The organism is Streptomyces sp. NPDC002790 (assembly GCF_040295505.1).
In the GTDB taxonomy this organism is placed as follows: domain Bacteria; phylum Actinomycetota; class Actinomycetes; order Streptomycetales; family Streptomycetaceae; genus Streptomyces.
Window position 1 is genome coordinate 1 of the sequence record NZ_JBEOVM010000079.1, and the last position, 23,240, is coordinate 23,240.

Consider the following 23,240-nt stretch of genomic DNA (forward strand, 5'->3'; position numbering starts at 1 on the left):
CCGCCCCCGGGGTTGCGCGCGGGGGGGGGGGGGGGGCCCCCCGGTCAGCGCAACGCCGTTGGGGCTGTGGTTGCGGGGCTCTGCCCCGGACCCCGCCGCTCAATCGCCGCGGGGGCTTGATTTGGGTCACCCGCTAAAGCGCCCGCAGGGGGGAGAGCTTGATCCGGCTACAGCGTCCCGTACAGCGCGTCGACCTCCGCCGCGTACGCCTGCTCGATCGCCTTGCGCTTCAGCTTCAGGGACGGCGTGAGCAACCCGTGCTCCTCCGTGAACTGATGCGCCAGGATCCGGAACGTCCGGATCGACTCGGCCTGCGAGACAAGCGTATTGGCCGCCACCACCGCACGCCGCACCTCCGTCTCCAGATCCGGATCGCGCACCAGGTCCGCCGGTGACATCGACTGCTTGCCGCGCATGCCGAGCCAGTGGTCCACGGCCTCGGTGTCGAGGGTGACGAGCGCCGCGATGTACGGGCGGTCGTTGCCCACGACCAGGCACTGCGCGATCAGCGGATGGTCACGCACCCGCTCCTCCAGCTGCTGCGGCGACACGCTCTTGCCGCCGGAGGTCACGAGGATCTCCTTCTTGCGGCCGGTGATGGTGAGGTAGCCGTCCTCGTCGAGGGCGCCCAGGTCACCGGTGGCGAGCCAGCCGTCGTACAGGGAGGAGTCGGTGGACTTCGGGTCGTTGAGGTAGCCCTGGAAGATGTTCCCGCCGTAGATCCACACCTCGCCGTCGTCCGCGATGTGCACGGACGAGCCGGGTATCGCCTGGCCGACCGTGCCGTAGCGGGTCTGCTCGGGCGGGTTCGCGGTCGCCGCGGCCGTCGACTCGGTGAGGCCGTAGCCCTCGAAGATGGAGACGCCCGCGCCCTCGAAGAACAGGCCGAGCTTGCGGTCCATGCCCGAGCCGCCGGAGAACGCGTGCCGCACCCGGCCGCCCATCGCCGCGCGGACCTTGGAGTAGACGAGCTTGTCGAAGACGGAGTGCTGCATGCGCAGCGAGGCGGAGGGGCCGGGGCCCGTACCGAAGGCCTTCGCCTCCTGCGCGTCCGCGTACTTCACGGCGCACTCGATGGCCTTCTCGAACGGCCCCGACTTGCCGTCGTTCTCGGCCTTCCTGCGGGCCGCGTTGAACACCTTCTCGAAGATGTACGGCACGGCGAGGATGAAGGTCGGCTTGAAGGACTGGAGGTCGGGCATGAGCGCGGACGCCCGCAGCTCCGGCTGGTGGGCCAGTTTCACGCCACCGCGTATCGCCGCGACCTCCACCATCCGCCCGAAGACGTGGGCCAGCGGCAGGAAGAGCAGCGTGGCCGGCGTGCGGTCGCGCTTGGAGGAGAACACCGGCTCCCAGTACGCGACAACGGTGTCGGCCTCGTACATGAAGTTGCCGTGCGAGATCACACAGCCCTTGGGGCGGCCCGTGGTGCCGGAGGTGTAGATGATCGTGGCCGTCGACTCGGGGGTGATCGCGCGGCGGTGCCGGTGCACGGTCTCGTCGTCGATGTGGGTGCCGGAACCGGTGATCTCGTCGACGGCGCCGCCGTCGAGTTGCCACAGGCGGTGCAGGTGGGGCAGCCGCCCGATGACCGTGGCGACCGTCATCGCGTGGTCCTCGTGCTCCACGACCGCCGCCGTCACCTCGGAGTCGTACAGCATCCAGAAGACCTGCTCGGCCGAGGACGTCGGGTAGATCGGGACGACCTGGGCGCCGATGGTCCACAGCGCGAAGTCGAACAGCGTCCACTCGTAGCGGGTGCGCGACATGATCGCGACACGGTCGCCGAACCGGATGCCCTGCGCGAGCAGGCCCTTGGCAAGGGCCATCACCTCGTCGCAGAACTGGGCCGACGTGACGTCCTGCCACTTGTCGTGCCGGTCCTTACGGGCCAGGGCTATATGCCCCGGTACGTCCAGGGCATGATCGAACACGGCGTCGGCCAGGCCGCCGACGAGCGGCGCCGACGCCACAGGGGGGTTGGTGAACTCACGCAAAGTTGCTCCTTGTGGCGCTCCGCACAGCGTCGGTGACGGTACCTGACCGGAAGGCTTCGCGGGAGTGCCTGCAACGGGCGGAAGGTGCGCGGAATTTGCACAGGTCAGGCGTTTATAACAGGCCACAACGGGTGGAGCTGGGCAGAATATTTACGCCGCAGTAAGTTTCGGGAGCGTAATCTCCCGGCGCTCTTCACGGGCCTCCATTGGATCTGTGCAAAGAGGTCACCCCTGGTCACCGCCCGGGATTTTATACGGAGCGGTCAGTTCCGCTGGACGCTACCACTGCGCCGACGGGCACTAGCGGGCGCTCCGGTGCAGCCGGTCCCCGCCCGCCAGGATCGCCTGCGCGAGCGCCCGCGCGGGCTCGCTCTCGTCCCGTGCCGCGCTGCGCACCACGAAGTCGACCTCGCCCAGCTCCGGAAGGCCCACCCGGTCCGGCACCCGTACGAGGCCCGGCGGGATGAGCCCGCGCGAGTGGGCCATCACGCCGAGTCCGGCCCGCGCCGCCGCGACAAGCCCGTTCAGCGAGCCGCTCGTGCAGGCGATCCGCCACGCACGGCCGTACCGCTCCAGCGCCTCGAGGGCCAGGGCGCGCGAGATCCCCGGCGGCGGATAGACGATCAGCGGGACGGGCCGGTCCTGGTCGATGCGGAGCCGCTCGGAACCGATCCACACCAGCCGGTCGTGCCACACCGACTCGCCGCGCGGATCCTCCGGGCGCCGCTTGGCGAGCACCAGATCCAGCTTCCCCGCGTCCAGCTGCGCGTGCAGTGTCCCCGACAGCTCGACCGTCAACTCCAGGTCCACTTCAGGGTGTTCGGCCCGGAACGACTCCAGGATCTCGGGCAGCCGAGTCACCACGAAGTCCTCCGACGCCCCGAACCGGAGCCGGCCGCGCAGCCGCGTCCCCGTGAAGAACGACGCCGCCTGCTCGTGCACCTCCAGAATCCTCCGCGCGAATCCGAGCATCGCCTCCCCGTCCTCCGTCAGCTCCACGGAGTGCGTGTCCCGCGTGAAGAGCGTGCGCCCGGTCGCGTCCTCCAGGCGCCGCACATGCTGGCTCACGGTCGATTGCCGCAGGCCAAGGCGGCGCGCGGCCTGCGTGAAGCTCAGCGTCTGTGCGACGGCGAGGAACGTCCTGAGGTGGCCCGGCTCGTACATGCCCCGAACCGTACCCCCGCTCATCACGCGACGCGATCACAGTCAGAGCGGTATGCAGGATTCCCGATCAAGACCTTGAGGAGGACCATGGAGAGGGCACGACATGAACCGAGAGCAAGGAACCAATGAAACGCCTGACCTGGCCGAGCTGGATGCCGATCGACCCGTACATCCTGGCGTTGATCGCGACAGTGGGCCTCGCCGCACTGCTCCCGGCCCGAGGGGCCGCCGCCGACGTCGCGTCCGGTGCCTCCACCGCGGCCGTCGCCTTCCTCTTCTTCCTCTACGGGGCGCGCCTTTCCACCCGTGAGGCGATGGACGGACTGCGTCACTGGCGGCTCCACGTCGCCGTCCTCGCCTGTACGTTCATCGTGTTCCCGCTGCTCGGCCTCGCGGCGCGCGGACTGGTCCCCGTACTGCTGCCGCAGAACCTCTTCGAGGGATTCCTCTTCCTCACCCTCGTCCCGTCGACGATCCAGTCGTCGATCGCGTTCACCTCGATCGCACGCGGCAACGTCCCGGCGGCGATCTGCGCCGGCTCCTTCTCCTCGCTCGCCGGCATCGTCCTCACGCCGCTGCTCGCGGCCGCGCTGCTCGGCAACAGTGGGGGCGGCTTCTCCGCCGACTCGCTCATCAAGATCGTGCTGCAACTCCTCGTGCCGTTCCTCGCGGGCCAGTTGCTGCGCCGCTGGGTCGGCGGGTTCATCGCACGCCACAAGAAGATCCTCGGCTACGTCGACCGCGGCTCGATCCTGCTCGTCGTCTACACCGCGTTCAGCGAGGGCATGGTGCAGGGCATCTGGCACCAGGTCAGCGTGGTCCGCCTCGGTGGACTCCTGGTCGTGGAGGCGGTGCTGCTCGCGATCATGCTGTCGGTGACCTGGTACGGAGCGAAGGCCCTCGGCTTCAACCGCGGCGACCGCGTCGCCATCCAGTTCGCCGGCTCGAAGAAGTCCCTCGCCTCGGGGCTCCCCATGGCGAGCGTGCTGTTCGGTGCGCACGCCTCCCTCGCGGTGCTGCCGCTGATGCTCTTCCACCAGATGCAGCTCATGGTGTGCGCGGTCATCGCCAAGCGCCGCTCCCGGGACCCCGAGGAGCCGGAGTTCAGCGAGCCGCTGGAGGGCCGAGCCGAAGAGACACGAACCGCGGTCGGTACAGCGACACGTTCCGGCTGAGCTCGGCCTGTGCGGCGGCGGGCGCGGCGTCCAGCCAGTTGACGTCATAGCTCAGGACGAGCCGGCCGCCGCCGCTCAACGCCGGGTGCGCCTGCGGGTTGTACGCCGCCGCGCGCGAGGGCGTCGCCCCGTCGCGGGGGAGCGGCGGCGTGAACGCCTTCGCGGGGCCGTGCCAGGGCCCGGCCGGTGAACAGGCCCAGTACGAGGTGACCTCCGTCAGCCCCTTCGCGCCCGCCGCCGTCGTGAACAGGACGTAAGTGTCGGCGTCCCGCACCACGGAGAAGGCGGTGCCCACGCCGCGACGCCCGCCGTCGCCCAGGACCGGCGCGGCGCGCGTGCCCCACCGCTCGCCGTCCCAGTACCGCCATGCCCGTACGTCCCCGAGGCGGCCCTGCGGGACCCGTGCCACGTACGCGCGATGCACGGCCTTCTCCCCGTCGTCGGCTCCGAACACATACGTCCAGCCCTGGTGGTCCACGGCCGTCGTCCCGTACAGCACGCGCCGCGCCGGATCCCGCACCTGACGCTGGTCCAGGACCTGGGTGATGCCTTCGAGGCGCAGGTCGGGCAGCGACAGGGTGGCCACCTCGGTCGCGTTCGGCACCCCGAAGACGTACGGTCCCGTGCCCTTCGCCCGCGTCCACAGCAGCACCCGTACGACCTTCCTTCCGCCGCTCTCCTCGACGCGCGCCGCGACCGGCCAGCGCCACTCGCCCGCGGCCGTGTCCGGGAACAGCGGCGCCGCGAGCGTCCGGTCGAGCCGTCCCGAACGGTCCGTCACCACCGCGGAGTTGCGGACGAAGGGCGCCTCCGCGGTCCGCCAGGGGTGCGGCTGTCCGGCGGGGTTGGGGGGCTGGTTCACGGCACCCAGATACGTGTCGGAGAACAGCCACAACAACCGCCCGTCCGGCAGCCGCACGGAGTGCGTGCCGTCGCCCCCCGTCCAGTCGTCGAGCCGCGCGGCATCGTCTCCGTACCGGGCGAACTCACCGGTGAGCCGGGTGTCCGCGGACCACGAGGTGACCCCCCGGGGCCCACAACGCGCATCGCCCTCCCGGCCGGGGAGGGCGACGAGCGCGATCAGCACGAGCACGAGCGCGGCGAGCAGCGCGAGCAACGGCGCCCCCGGCCTGCGCCGGCCGCGCCGCGTCGTCCTCTGCTCATGCCCCTGCACGCGAGGTGACGTTAATGTGCGCGGTGCTGCTGGTCCAGAAGCAGGCCCCGCCGGCGATTGAGGCGCGGGGTCCGGGGCGTGGACCCCGAGGGGCCGGGTCGCAAGCACGACCGTGGCAGTCAAGGCGCCGTCGCCGCTGACCATCAGTGCGACGGCGGTTCGCGGTGACCCGGTTGCCGTTCCACGTCTCGGCGTTGACGGCGAAGGCGAGGCGGTTGAACCGCGGCGCCGACCGCAGGTCAGGGTACGAGCACGACTTTCCCGGTGTTGGCCCGTCCCTCGATCACGGCATGCGCCTTCGCGGCGTCCTCCAACGAGAACTCCCCGTGGACCACCGGTTTCAGAGCCCCCGTCAGGAACAGCTCCCACAGCTCCGTGCGCCACCGCTCGTATGTCTCCGGCTGCCCCCGCGCGATGAGGCGCATCTGGAAACCGATCACCGACTTCGCACCCACGAGCAGGTCGTACGCCTCCACGGTGCCGCCGCCCGAGCTGTACGCCACGAGCCTGCCGTGCGGCGCGAGCGCGGCCACGGCGGGCTTCAGGAGCGCGCCGCCGACCGCGTCGAGCGCGTAGTCGACGGGCTCGCCCCAGGACTCGGCGTCGTACGTCACCACGTCGTCGGCCCCGAGCGCCCGCACGAATTCGGCCTTGCCGGCGTCCGAGACCGCCGCCACCGACCGCCGTGCGCCCTTCAACTTGCCCAATTGCAGAGCGAGATGGCCCACGCCGCTCGCCGCCGCGGTCACCAGGGCGGCCTCGCCGGGCTCGGGCCGCGCGGCGTGCAACGCCCCGTACGCGACGAGCCCGCTGCGCACCAGCGCCACCGCGTCGACCGCGCTCGCGCCGTCCGGGATCGGGGAGGCCCTCGCGGTGTGCAGCGGCGCGTAGTCGGCGTAGCCATGGTCGAAGACGAGGCCGGTGACCCGGTCCCCGATCGCGTACCCCGTCACGCCTGCGCCGAGCGCGACCACCTCGCCCGCGATCTCGCCGCCGAGCGCGATCGGCTCGCACGCCTCGCGGACCTTGCGGACGACGGGCAGCGTGACCCCGATCGCCTCGGCGCGCACGAGGAGTTCACCGGGTCCCGGCTCGGGAACGGGCGCCTCCTCCAGGAACAGGACCTCGGGCCCGCCGCTGTGCTCGTACCGGACACGACGCATGGACGTGACCACCTCCGCGTTCCGTCGGATTTCATTGGGGCTCCCAACGGTAATGACGCTACGCGGATTTCATTGGGAAGGCCAACGTTTATCGGTACGGTGGCCGCATGAGTTCGTCGAGCCCGCCACCCACCGCCCCCGGCGTCATCCGTGACCTGCCCAGTTGGCTGCTCGGCCGGGCCGCCGCGCGCGGGCGTGCGCTCGTCGCCGACGCGCTGGCCGAGAAGGGGCTGAAGATGTGGCACCACGTGGTGCTCAGCGCGGTGTCCGACCGAGGTCCTGTAGCCCAGGCCGATCTCGTGCGCGGCGTCGGGCTCGACCCCAAGGACATGGTCGGCGTCCTCAACGACCTGCAGGCCGCGGGCCTCGTCGAGCGCGCGCCCGACCCCAGGGACCGGCGCAAGAACGCGGTCACGATCACCGCCGAGGGCGCCCGCCTCGTCGACACCTGCGCAGTGGCGGCGCGCGCCGCGGGCGACGAGCTTCTCGCGCCGCTGTCGGCGGCGGAGCGGGAGCGGTTCATGGACATGCTGCGGCGGGTCGCGGGGATGTGAGCCCAGGTCCCACGCCGGATCAGCCCTGCGCGACCGCCGCCTCCAGGACGATCCGGTCCTCGCCCGCGTACACGTTCATGGAGCTGCCCCGCAGGAAGCCGACCAGGGTCAGGCCCGTCTCGCTCGCGAGGTCCACCGCGAGGGAGGAGGGGGCCGATACCGCCGCGAGCATGGGGATGCCCGCCATCACGGCCTTCTGCACCAGCTCGAAGGAGGCGCGGCCCGAGACCATCAGGATCGAGCGGGACAGCGGCAGTTCGCCGTTCTGCAGGGCGCGGCCGACAAGCTTGTCCACCGCGTTGTGCCGCCCCACGTCCTCGCGGATGTCGACGAGTCGCCCCTCCTCGTCGAAGAGCGCCGCCGCGTGCAGCCCCCCGGTCCGGTCGAAGACGCGCTGGGCCTCACGCAGCCGGTCGGGGAGCGAGGCGAGCAGCTCGGGTGTCAGCCGGACCGGGGGAGTGTCGGCGATCGGGAACCGGGCCGTGGTGCGCACCGCGTCGAGGCTCGCCTTGCCGCACAGGCCGCACGAGGAGGTCGTGTAGACGTTGCGTTCGAGGGTGATGTCGGGGAGGACGAGGCCTGGCGCGGTCCGGACGTCGACCACGTTGTACGTATTGCTGCCGTCCTCCGTGGCGCCCGCGCAGTACACGATGTTCCGCAGGTCGTCGGCGCCGGCGAGGACGCCCTCGCTGACCAGGAAGCCGGCCGCGAGCGGGAAGTCGTCGCCCGGGGTGCGCATGGTGATGGCGAGCGGCTTGCCGTTCAGCCGGATCTCCAGCGGTTCCTCGGCGACAAGGGTGTCCGGCCGCGTGGAGACGTGTCCGTCCCGTATCCGGATCACCTTGCGTCGTTCCGTGACTCGTCCCATGGCTCCCATTCTCCTGCACCGATGGCGCGGGGCGGTGCCCGGCCCGGCACCAGCCGTGACGGGATATTGCCTACAGTATGGAAGTCGGCGGGTTCGTCGACAAGGGGCTGCGCAAAGGGGCTTCCCAACGGCCTTGTGACTGCCTACCGTTCGGGATCATGAAGCCCCCCGTCGCGCCGGCCGGATGGAGCCGCTGGCTCGTTCCCCCCGCCGCGCTCTCCGTCCATCTCTCCATCGGTCAGGCCTACGCCTGGAGTGTCTTCAAGCCGCCCCTGGAGTCGGCGCTGGGGCTGAGCGGCACGCAGAGCGCGCTGCCGTTCCAGCTCGGCATCGTGATGCTCGGCCTGTCGGCCGCCTTCGGCGGCACGCTCGTCGAGCGCAACGGGCCGCGCTGGGCGATGACCGTCGCGCTCGTCTGCTTCTCCTCCGGCTTCCTGCTCTCCTCGCTGGGCGCGTACACGGAGCAGTACTGGCTGATCGTCTTCGGCTACGGCTTCGTCGGTGGCATCGGCCTCGGCATCGGCTACATCTCGCCCGTCTCCACGCTGATCAAGTGGTTCCCCGACCGGCCCGGCATGGCCACCGGCATCGCGATCATGGGCTTCGGCGGCGGCGCGCTCATCGCGTCCCCGTGGAGCGCCCAGATGCTGGAGTCCTTCGGCGCGGACAGCGGCGGCATCGCGCTCGCCTTCCTCGTCCACGGGCTCGCGTACGCGGTGTTCATGACGCTCGGCGTGCTGCTCATCCGGGTGCCGCGGCCGAAGGCCCAGCCGGGTGGGCGCGCCGAGGAGGCCGCACTCAGCGGCCCGCAGGTCTCCGCGAAGCAGGCGATCCGCACGCCCCAGTTCTGGTGCCTGTGGGTCGTCCTGACCATGAACGTGACCGCGGGCATCGGCATCCTGGAGAAGGCCGCGCCGATGATCACGGACTTCTTCTCCGACACCAGCACCCCGGTGTCCGTCTCCGCGGCCGCGGGCTTCGTGGCACTGCTCTCCGCGGCGAACATGGCGGGCCGCATCGGCTGGTCCTCGACCTCCGACCTCATCGGCCGCAAGAACATCTACCGCGTCTACCTCGGCGTCGGCGCCCTGATGTACCTGCTCATCGTCCTGTGGGGCGACTCCTCCAAGCCCCTCTTCGTGCTGTGCGCCCTCGTGATCCTCTCCTTCTACGGAGGCGGCTTCGCGACGATCCCCGCGTATCTGAAGGACCTCTTCGGCACGTACCAGGTCGGCGCCATCCACGGCCGGCTGCTCACTGCCTGGTCCACGGCGGGCGTCCTCGGCCCGCTCATCGTCAACTGGGTCGCCGACAGCCAGGAGAGCGCGGGCAAGCACGGCGCCGGTCTGTACGGCCTCTCGCTCATGATCATGATCGGGCTGCTGGTCGTCGGCTTCATCGCCAATGAACTGGTACGTCCCGTGCACGCCCGCCACCACGTAGTCCCCGCCCCCAGGGAGCCCGCAGATGACAACGACACCGCCGCCGGAGACCGCAAGGAGCGCGCCTGAGCGGCGCGGCCTGATCACCCTCGCCTGGCTGTGGGTCGGGCTGCCGCTCGCGTACGGAGTGTACGAACTGGTGCAAAAGGCCACACAGTTGTTCACCGGGTGAATGCCCGTAACCGGTCTGGCGTCTCCATCAGAAGTCTCCAAGTGAAACGGCACTTTCCTGTCACAGGCCGCCACCGGTTACTCGTGAGTCGCTGACCAGACTGGAGGGTCCGCAGCTCACGAGGGGGCCTCCATGGTCGGTTCGCGCATTGTCGGCATCGGGCACCACCAGCCCGCCAGGATCCTCACCAATGAGGAGCTGGCGGGCATGGTCGACACCAATGACGAGTGGATTCGCAGTCGTGTCGGTATCCGTACCCGGCACATCGCGGGCCCCGACGAGCCCGTCGACGAGCTCGCCGCCCACGCCGCCGCCAAGGCGCTGGCCGCGGCGGGACTGACCGCGGCCGACATCGACCTGGTCGTCGTCGCGACCTCCACGGCCGTGGACCGCTCGCCGAACATGGCGGCCCGCGTCGCCCACCGCCTGGGCATCCCGTCCCCGGCGGCGCTCGATCTGAACGTCGTGTGCGCGGGCTTCACGCACGCCCTCGCCACCGCCGACCACACGCTGCGCGCCGGGGCCGCCCGCCGCGCCCTGGTCATCGGCGCCGACAAGATGTCCGCCGTCACCGACTGGACCGACCGCTCGACGTGCGTCCTGGTCGGGGACGGGGCGGGCGCCGTGGTCGTCGAGCCGTGCGCCGAGGGCGAGGAGCCGGGGATCGGCCCGGTCCTGTGGGGCTCGGTCCCCGAGATGGGCGACGCCGTACGCATCGAGGGCGAGCCGGCCCGCTTTGCCCAGGAGGGCCAGTCCGTCTACCGCTGGGCCACCCGCTCGCTGCCGCCGCTGGCCCGCGAGGCCTGCGCGAAGGCCGGGCTCGGACCGGAGGACCTCGCCGCGGTCGTCCTCCACCAGGCCAACCTGCGCATCATCGAGCCCCTCGCGGAGAAGATCGGCGCGTTGAACGCGGTGATCGCCCGGGACGTCGTCGACTCCGGCAACACCTCGGCCGCGAGCGTGCCGATCGCCCTGTCGAAGCTCGTCGAGCGCGGCGAACTGGTCAGCGGCGCACCCGCGTTGCTCTTCGGCTTCGGCGGCAACCTCTCGTACGCGGGGCAGGTCGTGCGCTGCCCGTGACCTTGTCGCGTATCACCGGCATACAGAATGTGACGAGGTCGACTCGCCCTAGCCGTAGCGATTGCGCTCGGTAAACTGTATTCCAAAGCCAATCCGGCAATCGCCGGAGCCGGTTTGCCGGATGCTCGAAGCACAGGAGGGGGACCGCGATGTTGTCCACAGGACTGCCGCAGGGGGCGGTGCCCAAGCTGGAGCGCCCCGGACCGCTGCGCGAGCGGGTCTACGAGGCGCTGCTCGAACTGATCACGACGCGCGCCCTGCAGCCCGGCCAGCACCTGGTCGAGAGCGAACTCGCCGGCCATCTCGGGGTCTCCCGCCAGCCGGTGCGCGAGGCGTTGCAGCGACTGAACACCGAGGGCTGGGTGGACCTGCGCCCCGCGCAGGGCGCGTTCGTGCACGAGCCGACGGAGGACGAGGCCGACCAACTCCTCAGCGTCCGTACGCTGTTGGAGGCCGAGGCCGCCCGACTCGCGGCGGCCAACGCGGGCAAGACCGGTATCGACGAGCTGGAGACGCTCTGCGCCAAGGGTGAGCGGGCCGTCGTCGACGGGGACGTCGACCTGGTCGTCGCCACCAACGCGGAGTTCCACGCCAAGGTCATGGAACTCGCGGGCAACGTGGTCCTCGGTGAGCTCGCGGGCCAGGTCGACCGCCGGGTGCGCTGGTACTACCAGCCCGTCGCCCGGCAGCGCGGTGACCAGTCCTGGATCGAGCACCGGCAGTTGATCGCGGCGATCTCGGCGCGCGACGAGGCGAAGGCCACGGCCGTGATGCGGGCGCACACCGAGCACACCCGCGAGACGTACCACCACCGCGACGGGGCCTGACGGGGTCGGGTGAGGTCCGGCAGGGCCTGAACGGGGGCCGTTCCCCGAGTCCGGCGGCAGTCTTTGTCCTGTTGCCGGAGAAAGTTGTGCACGATTCCCGCGCAACTTCTTCCCGCGCCGGGTGGGCGCTGCTACGTTCCCCATCGAAAGACGAACGAGGGCGCACGGCACCACCACCCATTGAGGCCCAAAGCGGCGGGAGGGGCACGTGAGACGTATGACGGCTCGACCCGCCAACGCGCACCAGGCGCGCCTGCTGCGGCTGTTGCGCGACGCAGGCCCCAACTCCCGTGCCCAGCTGGGCGATCAGGTGGAGCTGTCCCGGTCGCGGCTCGCCGTCGAGGTGGACCGCCTCCTGGACACCGGACTCGTGGTCGCCGACGGACTCGCCGCCTCGCGCGGCGGTCGCCGCTCCCACAACGTCCGGCTCGCCCCCTCGCTCCGCTTCCTCGGCGTGGACATCGGCGCGACCTCGGTCGACGTCGCGGTCACCAACGCCGAGCTGGAGATCCTCGGCCACATCGCCCAGCCCATGGACGTACGCGAGGGCCCCGTCGCGATCTTCGAGCAAGTCCTCGCCATGGCAGCCAAGTTGAGGGCGTCCGGGCTCGCCGAGGGATTCGACGGCGCGGGCATCGGGGTACCGGGGCCCGTGCGGTTCCCCGAAGGTGTGCCGGTCGCGCCGCCGATCATGCCCGGCTGGGACGGCTTCCCGGTCCGCGAGGCGCTCAGCCAGGAGCTGGGCTGCCCCGTCATGGTCGACAACGACGTGAACCTGATGGCGATGGGGGAGCAGCACGCCGGCGTCGCCCGCCAGGCGAGCGACTTCCTCTGCGTCAAGATCGGTACCGGCATCGGTTGCGGCATCGTCGTCGGCGGCGAGGTCCACCGCGGCACCACCGGGTCGGCAGGCGACATCGGGCACATCCGCGTCGAGCAGGACGGCCGGCCGTGCGCCTGCGGCAACAAGGGCTGCCTGGAAGCGCACTTCAGCGGTGCGGCGCTCGCCCGTGACGCGGAGGCCGCCGCCCGCGACGGGCGCTCCGCGGAACTCGCCGCACGCCTGGAGAGCGCGGGCCGGCTCACCGCCGCCGATGTCGCGGCGGCCGCCGCGGCCGGTGACACCACCTGTCTCGACCTGATCCGTGAGGGCGGCAACCGCACCGGGCAGGTCATCGCGTCACTCGTCAGCTTCTTCAACCCGGGGCTCGTCGTCATCGGCGGCGGTGTCACCGGGCTCGGCCACACCCTGCTGGCCGCCGTACGCACCCAGGTCTACCGTCAGTCGCTCCCCCTGGCGACCGGCAATCTCCCCATTGTGCTTGGGGAGTTGGGGCCCACCGCCGGAGTGACCGGCGGTGCCCGACTGATCAGCGATCACCTGTTCTCACCCGCGTAAGCACTGCTGCTCCACGCACCTCCCGTACGGCGCACAGCCCTGCCTTGCCCGATTTTGCCCTGAAACCGGTCCGCACCCGCCCCGAGGGGAACCGTCATGGGACCCGATACGGCCTCTGCACCACCGCTGCTCACCATGTCCGGCATCACCAAGTCGTTCCCCGGCGTGCGCGCCCTGGACGGCGTCGACCTGGAGGTCCAGGCCGGGGAGGTGCACTGTCTGCTCGGCCAGAACGGCGCCGGAAAGTCGACCCTGATCAAGGTCCTCGCCGGGGCGCACCAGCCCGACGACGGTGTCATCACCTGGCGCGGCGAACAGGTCGCGCTGCGCTCACCGATCGCCGCGATGCGGCTCGGCATCGCCACCATCTACCAGGAACTCGACCTGGTGGAGGCCCTGTCCGTGGCCGAGAACGTCTTCCTCGGGCACGAGCCGACCTCCGGCGGGTTCGTCGTACGGGGGCGTGCGGCCCGTACTGACACGGCCGCGCTGCTGCTGCGGCTCGGCCACCCGGAGATCGACCCCGAGCGGCTCGTCGGTGACCTGTCCGCCGCCCACCAGCAGATCGTCTCCATGGCCCGCGCGCTCTCCCACGACGTACGGCTCATGGTCATGGACGAGCCGTCCGCGGCGCTCGATCCCGACGAGGTCGACAATCTCTTCCGGATCGTCGGTGACCTGACCGCCGAGGGCGTCGCCGTCGTCTACATCTCCCACCGCCTGGAGGAGATCCGCCGCATCGGCGACCGTGTCACCGTCCTCAAGGACGGTCGCGCCGTGGCGGTCGGGCTGCCGGCCGAGCGGACCGCGACTCGCGACATCATCTCCCTGATGACGGGCCGTAACGTCGAGTACGTCTTCCCGGACCGGCCCAACTCCGGGCCGCGTACCGACACCCTCCTGAAGGTCCAAGGCCTCACCCGTAGCGGGGAGTTCGCACCGTTCGACCTCGACATCCGCCCCGGCGAGATCGTCGGCCTCGCCGGGCTCGTGGGCTCCGGGCGCTCCGAAATCCTGGAGACGATCTACGGGGCCCGCAAACCGACGGCCGGTCAGATCCACGTCGGTGGGCGATCGTTGCGCACCGGGAGCGTCCGCGCCGCCGTTCGTGCGGGGCTCGGGCTGGCTCCCGAGGAGCGCAAGGCGCAGGCCCTGATGATGCTCGAATCGGTCACCCGCAACGTCTCGGTTTCCTCCATGTCCCGCTTCTCGTACGGGGGTTGGCTGGATCGCGGCCGGGAGCGCGAGGCCGCACGCGGCGCCACCCGCGAACTCTCCCTGAGCCCCGACGACCCCTCCGTGCCGGTGCGCACGCTCTCCGGAGGCAACCAGCAGAAGGCCGTGCTCGCGCGCTGGCTGCTGCGCGGCTGCCGGGTGCTGCTGCTCGACGAGCCGACCCGCGGCGTCGACGTCGGCGCTCGCGCCGAGCTGTACGCCGTGATCCGCCGCCTCGCCGACGAGGGCCTCGCCGTCCTCCTCGTCTCCAGCGAGGTGCCCGAAGTGCTCGGCCTCGCCGACCGGGTGCTGGTTCTCCGGGAGGGCCGCGTGGTCCACGAGTCCCCGGCCACGGACCTGGACGAACACGCGGTCCTCGACCTGGTCCTGGAGGGAGCGCGATGACGTGCGCCGCGGAGAGTACGACGAAGACACCCCGCACCACCCGCCCCCGAAGGGACCTGGCGTCATGACGCACCCCGCCCCCGCCGCCAGCCCGGCGGCCCCCGAGACCGCTCCGGTCAAGAGCCGTCCCCGCGTCGTCCGGATGGACATCCGTACGCTCTCGCTCCTCGGCGTCCTCGCCGCCCTGGTCGTGATCGGCGGCATCACGCAGCCGGACTCCTTCCTGGACGCGGACAACCTCCAACTCGTCCTCACCCAGGCCTCCGTCATCGGCGTCGTCACCGTCGGAATGACCTTCGTGATCATCTCCGGCGGGATCGACCTCTCCGTCGGTGCGATCGTCGCCCTCGCCGGTGTCTGGGCCACGACCGTCGCCACCCAGGAGTACGGCTTCGCCGGTGTCCTGTTCACGGCGATACTCGTCGGCGTCGGCTGCGGCCTCGTCAACGGCGTACTGATCGCGTACGGCGGCATGGTCCCGTTCATCGCCACGCTCGCGATGCTCGCCTCGGGCCGCGGACTCGCCCTGCAGATCACCGACGGCAAGACCCAAATGGTCACCGTGCCAGGTGTGTTGAAGCTCGGCGAGCGCGACTCGTACGTCCTCGGGATCCCGCCCCTGGTGCTCGTGTTCGTCGCGGTCACCGTGATCGGCTGGCTGGTCCTCAACCGCACCACCTTCGGCCGCCGCACCGTCGCCGTCGGCGGCAACGCGGAGGCGGCCCGCCTCGCCGGCATCGACGTACGCCGCCAGCGCCTCTATCTCTACCTGCTCTCCGGCCTGTGCTGCGGCATCGCGGCCTTCCTGCTGATCGTGCTCTCCGGCTCGGGCCAGAACACCAACGGCAACCTCTACGAACTCGACGCCATCGCCGCCGCCATCATCGGCGGCACCCTGCTCACCGGCGGCCGCGGCACCATCATCGGCTCCGTCCTCGGCGTCCTGATCTTCACCACGATCCAGAACATCTTCGCGCTGAACAACCTGCAGAGCGACGTCCAGCAGATCGCCAAGGGCGCCATCATCGTCGTGGCGGTCCTGGTGCAGCGGCGCACGGCCAGCACTTCCCACTGAAACGCGGAAAGGGACACGCCATGCCAGAGACAACGAGCCGCCGAGGACTGATATTCGGCGCGGCCGCGGCCGTCACCGCGGGCGGACTGCTCACCGCCTGCACCAGCAACGAGCCCAGCGACAAGAGCGACGACAAGAAGGCCGCCGACCAGCCGGTCGCCGACGACAAGAAGGGCAAGCAGGTCACCATCGGCTTCGCGGGCCCGCAGGCCGACCACGGCTGGCTCAACGCCATCAACGACAACGCCAAGGAACGCGCCAAGAAGTACGCGGACGTCACCCTGGAGTCCACCGAGGGCTCCAACGACACGGCCGCGCAGATCGGCCAGGTCGAGACCCTCATCAACAAGAAGGTCGACGTCCTCGTCGTGCTGCCCGCCGACGGCAAGGCGCTGACCCAGGTGGGCCTGAAGGCGATGCGCGCCGGTATCCCCGTCGTGAACCTGGACCGCATCTTCAACAGCCCGCAGGCGTACCGCTGCTGGATCGGCGGCGACAACTACGGCATGGGTCTGAGCGCCGGTCACTACATCGGCGAGCAGCTCAAGGACAAGAAGAACGCGAGGGTGGTCGAGCTCGCCGGGCTCGACAACCTCGAACTCACCAAACAGCGCACCGAGGGCTTCGACGCCGCCCTGAAGAACTACCCGAACATCAAGAAGGTGGCCCGGCAGGCCGCCGAGTTCACGGTTGAGTCCGGCAACACCAAGATGGCCCAACTCCTCCAGGCGCAGAAGAACTTCGACGCCCTGTGGAACCACGACGACGACCAGGGCGTCGGCGCCCTGCGCGCCATCAAGCAGGCCGGGCGTGACGACTTCCTGATGGTCGGCGGCGCGGGCGCCCTCTCCGCTTTCGAAGAGATCAAACAGGACCGGGGCGTGCTGAAGGCCACCGTCCTGTACCCGCCGACCATGGCCGCCTCCGCGATCGACCTGGCCCGCGCGCTCGGCCAGGGCAGGGGCATCAGCGGCATCGCCGAGTTCGAGATCCCCGCCCACATGACCCTGTACTCGGCCGTCGTCGACAAGAAGAACGTCGACCAGTACATGCCCACCGGCTTCAAGTGAGCCTCGTCCGTACGACTGGAGGGCCAGCGAACACCGCGCGGACGAGGAGGACTTCTGTATGGCAGGCAGCAACGGACACGACGGGGTCGACGGACGGCCCGCCCTGGGTGTCGGCATGGTCGGGTACGCGTTCATGGGCGCCGCCCACTCGCAGGGCTGGCGCACCGTGGGCCACGTCTTCGACCTGCCGCTCACGCCCAAACTCGCCGCGATCTGCGGCCGCGACGCCTCGGGGGTGCGCGCCGCGGCCGACCGGCTCGGGTGGGCCGCGGCCGAGACCGACTGGCGGGCGCTGATCGCCCGGGACGACGTCGACCTGGTCGACATCTGCACCCCCGGCGACAGCCATGCCGAGATCGCCGTCGCCGCCCTGGAGGCAGGCAAGCACGTGCTGTGCGAGAAGCCCCTCGCCAACTCGGTGGAGGAGGCGGAGGTCATGGCGGCTGCCGCCGAACGGGCCACTGTCAACGGCCAGTTGGCGATGGTCGGCTTCAACTACCGGCGCGTCCCGGCCGTCGCGCTCGCCCGCCGCATGGTCGCGGACGGCCGCATCGGCACCCTGCGCCACGTCCGCACCCACTACCTCCAGGACTGGCTCGTCGACCCGGGCTTCCCGCTCACCTGGCGGCTCCAGAAACCGCACGCGGGCTCCGGAGCCCTCGGCGACCTCGGCGCGCACGCCGTGGACCTCGCCCAGTACCTCGCGGGCGAACCCGTGGCCGGCGTCTCCGCGCTCACCGAGACCTTCGTGCGCGAACGGCCGCTCCTGGACGGGGCGTCCTCCGGCCTCTCGGCGGCCGGCGGCGGTGACGCCGGCACCGGGCCCGTCACGGTCGACGACGCGGCCCTGTTCACCGGCCGGTTCGCCTCCGGCGCCCTCGCCTCCTTCGAGGCCACCCGGTTCGCGACCGGCCGCAAGAACGCGCTCACCATCGAACTCAACGGCTCCCACGGCTCGTTGACCTTCGACCTGGAGCGCCTCAACGAACTGACCTTCCACGACCACACCGAGCCCGCCGAGCGCGCCGGCTTCCGCCGGATCCTCGCCACGGAACCCGGCCACCCCTACCTGGAGGCCTGGTGGCCGCCCGGCCACGGCCTCGGCTACGAGCACACGTTCACCCACCAGGCACGCGACTTCGTCACCGCCATCGCCGAAGGCGCCCAGCCCCGGCCGTCGTTCGCCGACGGACTCCAGGTGCAGCGCGTCCTCGCGGCGGTCGAGGAGAGCGCGGCCAAGAACTCCGTCTACACCGCCGTACCGGCCTGAGAGCCCCCGACCCGAGAGGAGCCATCCATGCCCCGCCCGTTCACCCTCTTCACCGGTCAGTGGGCCGACCTGCCGCTCGAAGACGTGTGCCGCATCGCCCGCGACGCCGGGTACGACGGCCTCGAACTCGCCTGCTGGGGCGACCACTTCGAGGTCGACAAGGCCCTCGACGACCCCGGCTACGTCAAGGGCCGCCACGCCCTCCTCGACAAGTACGGCCTCAAGTGCTGGGCCATCTCCAACCACCTGGTCGGGCAGGCCGTCTGCGACGCCATCATCGACGAACGCCACGAGGCGATCCTGCCCTCCCGCATCTGGGGGCACGGCGAGGCCGAGGGCGTCCGCCAGCGGGCCGCCGCCGAGATCAAGGACACCGCCCGCGCGGCCGCCGCCTTCGGTGTCGACACCGTCATCGGCTTCACGGGATCGGCCATCTGGCATCTCGTCGCCATGTTCCCGCCCGCACCCGAGTCGATGATCGAGCGCGGCTACGAGGACTTCGCCGAACGCTGGAACCCCATCCTCGACGTGTTCGACGCCGAGGGCGTCCGCTTCGCCCACGAGGTCCACCCGAGCGAGATCGCGTACGACTACTGGACCACGCACAAGGCGCTCGAAGCGGTCGACCACCGCCCGGCCTTCGGCCTCAACTTCGACCCCTCTCATTTCGTGTGGCAGGACCTCGACCCCGTCGGCTTCCTCTACGACTTCCGCGACCGCATCCTCCACGTCGACTGCAAGGAGGCCCGCAAGCGCCTCGACGGCCGCAACGGCCGCCTCGGCTCCCACCTCCCATGGGGAGACCCCCGCCGCGGCTGGGACTTCGTGTCCGCCGGGCACGGGGACGTCCCCTGGGAGGACGTCTTCCGCATGCTCCGCTCCATCGACTACTCCGGGCCCATCTCGGTCGAGTGGGAGGACGCGGGCATGGACCGCCTCCAGGGCGCCCCCGAGGCACTGGCCCGCCTCAAGGCTTTCGACTACGAACCGCCCACGGCGTCCTTCGACGCGGCGTTCAACAGCTGAGTCGGCAGCCCGGGCCGCGCGACCCGATCCGATGGTCGCGCGGCCGGTCGGACGCGCCCGAAAACGGCTTTGTCCTGAAGTAGGAAAAAGTTCAACTCGCAGCTGTACAAGGGCTGTTCGGGCGGGACAAACGCGACTAGCGTCCTCCCCCGAACGCACGCACGGCGCACACCGCACACACCGCACACACATGGCACTCACGGCACAGATCCCCCCGGGGTGACGGCGCGCCCCGGCGTCACGCACGACCCGCCCCTCTGTCCGGAGGAACCCGTGCACAGGAAACGCCTGAGAACCCGCAACGCACTCGCCCTGCTCACCGGCACCCTGCTCGCCGCGGCCTCGCTCACCTTCTCGGCTGCCGCGGCCCCCGCACCCGTGGCCGGCACGGCCGCGGCCGAGGACTTCCAGCAGGTCACCCTCGCCAAGGGCGCGGAGGAGGTCGGCGAGCCCATGTCGCTGGCCGTGCTGCCGGACCGCAAGGTCCTGCACACCTCGCGCGACGGCGTGCTGCGCCTCACCGACGAGAACGGCACCACCAAGGTCGCCGGCAAACTCGACGTCTACAGCCACGACGAAGAGGGCCTCCAGGGCGTCGGCGTCGACCCGAACTTCAGCGAGAACCGCGCGATCTACCTCTACTACGCGCCCCCGCTGAACACCCCGGCGGGCGACGCCCCCAACGACGGCACCGCGGCCGACTTCGCCCCCTTCGACGGCTACAACCGGCTCTCCCGCTTCACCCTCGACACCGACGGCACGCTGAACAAGGAGTCCGAGAAGAAGGTCCTCGACGTCCAGACGTCGCGCGGCATCTGCTGCCACGTCGGCGGCGACATCGACTTCGACAAGGACGGCAACCTGTACCTGTCGACCGGCGACGACTCCAACCCGTTCGCCTCCGACGGCTACACGCCCATCGACGAGCGCACCACCCGCAACCCGGCCTACGACGCCCAGCGTTCGTCCGGCAACACCAACGACCTGCGTGGCAAGATCCTGCGCGTCAAGGTCGCGGCCGACGGCTCGTACACCGTCCCCGAAGGCAACCTCTTCGCGCCCGGCACCGACAAGGCGCGCCCCGAGATCTACGCGATGGGTTTCCGCAATCCGTTCCGGATGAGCGTCGACAAGCCCACCGGCACCGTCTACGTCGGCGACTACGGGCCCGACGCGGGCACCGCGTCGGACACCCGCGGCCCGGCCGGACAGGTCGAGTTCGCCCGCGTGACGAAGGCCGGCAACTTCGGCTGGCCGTACTGCACCGGGAACAACGACGCCTACGTGGACTACGACTTCGCGACGCAGGCCTCCGGCGCCAAGTTCGACTGCGCGGCGCCGAAGAACACCTCGCCGCACAACACCGGCCTCACCGACCTGCCGCCCGCGCAGGCCGCCTGGATCCCCTACGACGGCGGCTCCCTCCCGGAGTTCGGCTCCGGCTCCGAGTCCCCGATGGCAGGCCCCGTCTACCGGTACGACTCCGCCAACACCTCCCCGGTGAAGTTCCCCGAGGCGTACGACGGGGACTTCTTCGCCGGTGAGTTCGGCCGGCAGTGGATCAAGCGGATCGAGCAGGACGCGGACGGCAAGGTCTCCTCGATCAACCCGTTCCCCTGGACCGGCACCCAGGTGATGGACATGGCCTTCGGCCCCGACGGCGCGCTGTACGTCCTCGACTACGGCCTCTCCTGGTTCGGCGGCGACGAGAACTCCGCCCTGTACCGCATCGAGAACGCCACCGAAGGACACTCGCCGACCATCGACGCCAAGGCCGACAAGACGTCCGGCCAGGCTCCCCTGAAGGTCAGGTTCACGTCCACGGCGTCCGACGCCGACGGTGACGCGCTCACGTACTCCTGGAACTTCGGCGACGGCACCACTGGTACCGGCGCCTCGCCCAGCCACACCTACAAGAAGAACGGCACCTACACCGCGACCGTGACCGCCAAGGACTCCACGGGACGCACCGGCAGCGCCGATGTGCACCTCACCGTCGGCAACACCGCGCCCAAGGTGACCCTGGAACTGCCCGCCGACGGCCAGCTGTTCACCTTCGGCGACAAGGTTCCCTTCAAGGTGAAGGTCACCGACCCGGAGGACGGGGCGATCGACTGCTCCAAGGTCAAGGTCACCCACATCCTCGGCCATGACAGCCACGGCCACCCGATCACCTCGGCCACCGGCTGCTCCGGCACCATCCAGACCAGCGCCGACAGCGAGCACGACCCGAACGCCAACGTCTTCGGTGTCTTCGACGCCGAGTACACCGACAAGGGCGCCAACGGTCAGCCCGCCCTCACCACGCACGACCAGCACGTCACCCAGCAGAAGCACCGCCAGGCCGAGCACTACGGCGACTCCAAGGGTGTGTCGGTCGTCAGCCACGACGCGGCCAACGGCGGCAAGGCCGTCGGCACCATCGAGAACGGCGACTGGATCTCCTTCAAGCCGTACGCGATCGGGAACGCCAAGTCCCTGAAGGCGCGCGTCGCCTCCGCAGGCAGTGGCGGCACCCTGGAGATCCGCACCGGCTCGGCCACCGGCCGGCTCGTCGGCAGCGCCAAGGTCGCACCCACCGGCTCCTGGGAGACGTACGCGGACGTCACCACGTCCATCAGCAAGCAGACCACCAAGAGCACCACGCTCTTCCTGGTCTTCAAGGGCTCGGGCGACAAGAACCTGTTCGAGATCGACGACTTCACCTTCACCACGAGCTGAGAGGAGCAGGACAGCATGCGCACCTCCGTACGCATCGGCCTCGCGACGGCCGCCGCCGCCCTGCTCGTCGGTGGGCTCACCGTCCCGGCCACCTCGGCGCCCGAGGGCGCCCGGGCCCGGGACCGGGTCCTGGTGTTCTCCAAGACCGCCGCGTTCCGGCACGACTCCATCCCCGAGGGCATCGCCGCCCTCAAGGAACTCGGCGCCGCCGACAAGCTCGCCGTGGACACCACCGAGGACGCGAGCGCCTTCACCCCGGGCAACCTCGCCCGGTACAAGGCCGTCGTCTTCCTCTCCACCACCGGCGACGTGCTCGACGCCACCCAGCAGAAGGCGTTCGAGGGCTACGTAGCCAAGGGCGGCGGCTACCTGGGCGTGCACGCCGCCGCCGACACCGAGTACGACTGGAACTACTACGGCGGCCTCGTCGGCGCCTGGTTCCAGGGGCATCCGGCGATCCAGCCGGCCACGGTCCGCGTCGAGGACCACAAGCATCCGGCGACCCGCGGGCTGCCGGACGCCTGGCAGCGCACCGACGAGTGGTACAACTACCGCTCCAACCCGCGCGAGAACGTCCATGTACTCGCGTCCCTCGACGAGACGACGTACACCGGCGGCACCATGAACGGCGACCATCCGATCGCCTGGTGCCAGAACTACGGCGGCGGGCGTTCCTTCTACACCGGCGGCGGACACACCAAGGAGTCCTACGCCGACCCCGCGTTCCGCAGCCATCTGCGCGGCGGCCTGAAGTACGTCACCGGGCTGGCCGCGGCCAACTGCCGCCCGAACACCGGCTACCGGGACATCTTCAACGGCGAGACGCTCGACGGCTGGAAGCAGGCGGGGCCCGGCGGCTTCGCCGTGGACCCGGCCAAGGGGACGCTCAATTCCCAAGGCGGCATGGGTCTGCTCTGGTACCAGGCCAAGGAGCTGCACTCGTACTCCCTGAAGCTCGACTGGAAGATGGCGAGCGCCGACGGTGACGACAACTCGGGTGTCTTCGTGGGCTTTCCGGCCTCCGACGACCCCTGGTCGGCCGTCGATAAGGGCTACGAGATCCAGATCGACGCCACCGACGCACCCGACCGCACCACCGGCGCGATCTACTCCTTCCAGTCCGCCGACCTCGCGGCCCGCGACAAGACCCTGAAGCCGCCGGGGGAGTGGAACTCGTACGAGGTCAAGGTGCGGGGCGAGCACCTTGAGCTGTTCCTCAACGGAGTCAAGATCAACGACTTCACCAACAAGGACCCCGAGCGGAGCCTGACCGACGGCTACATCGGCCTGCAGAACCACGGCGACTCCGACCAGGTGTCCTTCCGCAAGATCCGCCTGAAGGAACTCGACCCTGCGTCCAACTCGGGCGCGCTGCCCGGAGCGGGGGACTAGGACGGCGGCGGGCGAGGGACGCCGGACCCCCGCCCGCCGTCTTGCCCCGCC

19 protein-coding genes are annotated in these 23,240 nt (G+C 70.4%); 14 read left to right on the top strand and 5 right to left on the bottom strand.

Annotated features, from left to right (window positions below; genetic code table 11):
* Window positions 1–167: 167 nt before the first annotated feature.
* Both ABT004_RS26810 and ABT004_RS26815 read right to left on the bottom strand, forming a co-directional pair.
* Complete coding sequence (locus tag ABT004_RS26810; protein ID WP_351341785.1) at window positions 168–1,997, bottom strand: AMP-dependent synthetase/ligase; 1,830 nt, start codon at window positions 1,995–1,997, stop codon at window positions 168–170.
* Between the two features lie 300 nt (window positions 1,998–2,297).
* Window positions 2,298–3,161, bottom strand: a complete 864-nt coding sequence (locus ABT004_RS26815) for a LysR substrate-binding domain-containing protein (RefSeq protein ID WP_351341786.1) — start codon at window positions 3,159–3,161, stop codon at window positions 2,298–2,300.
* Between the two features lie 125 nt (window positions 3,162–3,286).
* On the opposite strand from ABT004_RS26815, the gene ABT004_RS26820 reads away from it, so the two are divergent.
* Window positions 3,287–4,336, top strand: a complete 1,050-nt coding sequence (locus tag ABT004_RS26820) for a bile acid:sodium symporter family protein (protein ID WP_351341788.1) — start codon at window positions 3,287–3,289, stop codon at window positions 4,334–4,336.
* Here ABT004_RS26820 and ABT004_RS26825 read toward each other — a convergent pair.
* Together ABT004_RS26825 and ABT004_RS26830 are read right to left on the bottom strand one after the other, a co-directional pair.
* Window positions 4,266–5,510 (bottom strand): DUF5005 domain-containing protein, encoded by a 1,245-nt coding sequence (locus ABT004_RS26825; RefSeq protein ID WP_351341789.1) that lies wholly within the window; start codon window positions 5,508–5,510, stop codon window positions 4,266–4,268. The genes ABT004_RS26820 and ABT004_RS26825 overlap by 71 nt on opposite strands.
* Window positions 5,511–5,749: 239 nt before the next feature.
* Entirely contained in the window at window positions 5,750–6,673 is a 924-nt protein-coding gene (locus ABT004_RS26830; protein WP_351341791.1) for a quinone oxidoreductase family protein, read from the bottom strand.
* 107 nt (window positions 6,674–6,780) lie between these two features.
* On the opposite strand from ABT004_RS26830, the gene ABT004_RS26835 reads away from it, so the two are divergent.
* The gene (locus tag ABT004_RS26835) at window positions 6,781–7,227 is read left to right on the top strand and encodes a MarR family winged helix-turn-helix transcriptional regulator (RefSeq protein ID WP_351341793.1); all 447 of its coding nucleotides are present in this window, start codon (window positions 6,781–6,783) and stop codon (window positions 7,225–7,227) included.
* A gap of 19 nt (window positions 7,228–7,246) precedes the next feature.
* Here the strand turns inward: ABT004_RS26835 and fdhD are convergent, their stop codons facing one another.
* Window positions 7,247–8,095, bottom strand: a complete 849-nt coding sequence (gene fdhD / locus ABT004_RS26840) for a formate dehydrogenase accessory sulfurtransferase FdhD (protein WP_351341794.1) — start codon at window positions 8,093–8,095, stop codon at window positions 7,247–7,249.
* Between the two features lie 158 nt (window positions 8,096–8,253).
* On the opposite strand from fdhD, the gene ABT004_RS26845 reads away from it, so the two are divergent.
* The 12 genes from ABT004_RS26845 to ABT004_RS26895 all read left to right on the top strand — a co-directional run bounded on the left by ABT004_RS26845 (window position 8,254) and on the right by ABT004_RS26895 (window position 23,189).
* On the top strand, window positions 8,254–9,606 hold the full coding sequence (locus ABT004_RS26845) for an L-lactate MFS transporter (protein WP_351341796.1): 1,353 nt from the start codon (window positions 8,254–8,256) through the stop codon (window positions 9,604–9,606).
* Entirely contained in the window at window positions 9,563–9,709 is a 147-nt protein-coding gene (locus ABT004_RS36430) for an MFS transporter small subunit (protein WP_451192807.1), read from the top strand. Before ABT004_RS26845 ends, ABT004_RS36430 begins: the two co-directional genes overlap by 44 nt.
* 132 nt (window positions 9,710–9,841) lie before the next feature.
* A complete protein-coding gene (locus tag ABT004_RS26850; RefSeq protein ID WP_351341798.1) occupies window positions 9,842–10,789 on the top strand; it encodes a beta-ketoacyl-ACP synthase III in 948 nt (315 codons plus the stop codon).
* Between the two features lie 149 nt (window positions 10,790–10,938).
* Window positions 10,939–11,616 carry a GntR family transcriptional regulator gene (locus ABT004_RS26855; protein ID WP_351341800.1) on the top strand — a complete coding sequence of 226 codons (678 nt, stop codon included), beginning with the start codon at window positions 10,939–10,941 and terminating at the stop codon, window positions 11,614–11,616.
* A gap of 217 nt (window positions 11,617–11,833) precedes the next feature.
* Window positions 11,834–13,015, top strand: coding sequence for an ROK family transcriptional regulator (locus ABT004_RS26860; protein WP_351341802.1), 1,182 nt, complete (start codon window positions 11,834–11,836; stop codon window positions 13,013–13,015).
* A gap of 135 nt (window positions 13,016–13,150) precedes the next feature.
* Window positions 13,151–14,635 carry a sugar ABC transporter ATP-binding protein gene (locus tag ABT004_RS26865; protein ID WP_351341824.1) on the top strand — a complete coding sequence of 495 codons (1,485 nt, stop codon included), beginning with the start codon at window positions 13,151–13,153 and terminating at the stop codon, window positions 14,633–14,635.
* Between the two features lie 142 nt (window positions 14,636–14,777).
* Window positions 14,778–15,710, top strand: a complete 933-nt coding sequence (locus ABT004_RS26870) for an ABC transporter permease (protein ID WP_351341826.1) — start codon at window positions 14,778–14,780, stop codon at window positions 15,708–15,710.
* Between the two features lie 20 nt (window positions 15,711–15,730).
* Window positions 15,731–16,780: a substrate-binding domain-containing protein gene (locus ABT004_RS26875; RefSeq protein WP_351341804.1), complete on the top strand. Its 1,050-nt coding sequence runs from the start codon at window positions 15,731–15,733 to the stop codon at window positions 16,778–16,780.
* Between the two features lie 58 nt (window positions 16,781–16,838).
* Window positions 16,839–18,050, top strand: coding sequence for a Gfo/Idh/MocA family protein (locus ABT004_RS26880; RefSeq protein WP_351341805.1), 1,212 nt, complete (start codon window positions 16,839–16,841; stop codon window positions 18,048–18,050).
* Window positions 18,051–18,077: 27 nt separating this feature from the next.
* Window positions 18,078–19,076 (top strand): sugar phosphate isomerase/epimerase family protein, encoded by a 999-nt coding sequence (locus tag ABT004_RS26885; RefSeq protein ID WP_351341807.1) that lies wholly within the window; start codon window positions 18,078–18,080, stop codon window positions 19,074–19,076.
* Window positions 19,077–19,349: 273 nt separating this feature from the next.
* On the top strand, window positions 19,350–21,797 hold the full coding sequence (locus tag ABT004_RS26890; RefSeq protein WP_351341809.1) for a PQQ-dependent sugar dehydrogenase: 2,448 nt from the start codon (window positions 19,350–19,352) through the stop codon (window positions 21,795–21,797).
* 15 nt (window positions 21,798–21,812) lie between these two features.
* On the top strand, window positions 21,813–23,189 hold the full coding sequence (locus tag ABT004_RS26895; protein WP_351341811.1) for a ThuA domain-containing protein: 1,377 nt from the start codon (window positions 21,813–21,815) through the stop codon (window positions 23,187–23,189).
* The last annotated feature ends 51 nt before the right edge of the window (window positions 23,190–23,240 follow it).

What these genes read in the sequence shown, in the direction of transcription:
- ABT004_RS26815 (WP_351341786.1), bottom strand. Translation starts at nt 3,161, where the DNA reads ATGTACGAGCCGGGCCACCTCAGGACGTTCCTCGCCGTCGCACAGACG.
- ABT004_RS26820 (WP_351341788.1), top strand. Translation starts at nt 3,287, where the DNA reads ATGAAACGCCTGACCTGGCCGAGCTGGATGCCGATCGACCCGTACATC.
- ABT004_RS26830 (WP_351341791.1), bottom strand. Translation starts at nt 6,673, where the DNA reads ATGCGTCGTGTCCGGTACGAGCACAGCGGCGGGCCCGAGGTCCTGTTC.
- ABT004_RS26835 (WP_351341793.1), top strand. Translation starts at nt 6,781, where the DNA reads ATGAGTTCGTCGAGCCCGCCACCCACCGCCCCCGGCGTCATCCGTGAC.
- fdhD (WP_351341794.1), bottom strand. Translation starts at nt 8,095, where the DNA reads ATGGGACGAGTCACGGAACGACGCAAGGTGATCCGGATACGGGACGGA.
- ABT004_RS26845 (WP_351341796.1), top strand. Translation starts at nt 8,254, where the DNA reads ATGAAGCCCCCCGTCGCGCCGGCCGGATGGAGCCGCTGGCTCGTTCCC.
- ABT004_RS36430 (WP_451192807.1), top strand. Translation starts at nt 9,563, where the DNA reads ATGACAACGACACCGCCGCCGGAGACCGCAAGGAGCGCGCCTGAGCGG.
- ABT004_RS26850 (WP_351341798.1), top strand. Translation starts at nt 9,842, where the DNA reads ATGGTCGGTTCGCGCATTGTCGGCATCGGGCACCACCAGCCCGCCAGG.
- ABT004_RS26855 (WP_351341800.1), top strand. Translation starts at nt 10,939, where the DNA reads ATGTTGTCCACAGGACTGCCGCAGGGGGCGGTGCCCAAGCTGGAGCGC.
- ABT004_RS26860 (WP_351341802.1), top strand. Translation starts at nt 11,834, where the DNA reads ATGACGGCTCGACCCGCCAACGCGCACCAGGCGCGCCTGCTGCGGCTG.
- ABT004_RS26865 (WP_351341824.1), top strand. Translation starts at nt 13,151, where the DNA reads ATGTCCGGCATCACCAAGTCGTTCCCCGGCGTGCGCGCCCTGGACGGC.
- ABT004_RS26870 (WP_351341826.1), top strand. Translation starts at nt 14,778, where the DNA reads ATGGACATCCGTACGCTCTCGCTCCTCGGCGTCCTCGCCGCCCTGGTC.
- ABT004_RS26875 (WP_351341804.1), top strand. Translation starts at nt 15,731, where the DNA reads ATGCCAGAGACAACGAGCCGCCGAGGACTGATATTCGGCGCGGCCGCG.
- ABT004_RS26880 (WP_351341805.1), top strand. Translation starts at nt 16,839, where the DNA reads ATGGCAGGCAGCAACGGACACGACGGGGTCGACGGACGGCCCGCCCTG.
- ABT004_RS26885 (WP_351341807.1), top strand. Translation starts at nt 18,078, where the DNA reads ATGCCCCGCCCGTTCACCCTCTTCACCGGTCAGTGGGCCGACCTGCCG.
- ABT004_RS26895 (WP_351341811.1), top strand. Translation starts at nt 21,813, where the DNA reads ATGCGCACCTCCGTACGCATCGGCCTCGCGACGGCCGCCGCCGCCCTG.